The sequence below is a fragment of the Oleiphilus sp. HI0067 genome, assembly GCF_001635735.1.
Map to the genome: position 1 here is coordinate 1 of NZ_LWFI01000082.1, position 819 is coordinate 819.

The 819-nt window shown below is 46.8% G+C and carries 1 protein-coding gene; it reads left to right on the forward strand.

The annotated features are described in order from the left end of the window. Window positions 1–819, forward strand: an 819-nt coding sequence (gene queA / locus A3739_RS01265; protein ID WP_068499923.1) for a tRNA preQ1(34) S-adenosylmethionine ribosyltransferase-isomerase QueA, incomplete at its 5' end; no start/stop codon positions are given.

Here is an 819-nt window from a genome sequence, read left to right on the forward strand (position 1 = left end):
AAAAAAGAAACCGGCGGGGCACTCGAAATCTTGTTCGAACGTAAAGTCGAAGAGCAGGTTTTTTTAGCACATTTTCGTTCGTCTAAATCACCGAAACCTGGTTCCAAGTTATATACAGAAGGCGGAAGTGAACTTGAAATGCTTGGGCNCAGAGGCGCGCTGTTTGAATTGAAAGTTTGCGGAGATCAAGAGGTGTTTGCGCTTCTTGAGTCGGAAGGCCATGTACCGTTGCCACCATACATCGATCGTGAAGACGAGTCTCTTGACGATGATCGTTACCAAACTGTTTACGCCAAAGAACCTGGCGCCGCCGCTGCGCCTACTGCGGGTCTGCACTTTAGTGATGAAATGATCAGTGATCTTGCTGAGCAAGGTGTTGAATCGGCTTTTGTCACCTTGCATGTTGGGGCGGGAACGTTTCAACCAGTAAAGGTTGATAGTGTCGAAGACCATGTTATGCACAGTGAGTGGATTCAGGTCACCAAAGAATCAGTCGACAAAATTCGTGAAACGAAGGCAAATGGCGGTCGCGTCGTATGTGTCGGTACAACCAGTATGCGAAGCCTGGAGGCAGCTAGTCAATCAGGTAGCTTAGAGCCTTTCGAGGGCGATACTGATATTTTTATCTACCCAGGGTATTCGTTTGTAACTGTCGATGCCTTAGTCACAAACTTTCATTTACCGCAAAGCACGCTATTAATGTTGGTCTCGGCGTTTTCTGGTCAAGAGAACATGATGAACGCGTATGCTCATGCGATTGAGAATAAGTATCGCTTTTTTAGCTATGGTGATGCGATGTTCTTAGAGCCTCAGCGCTAA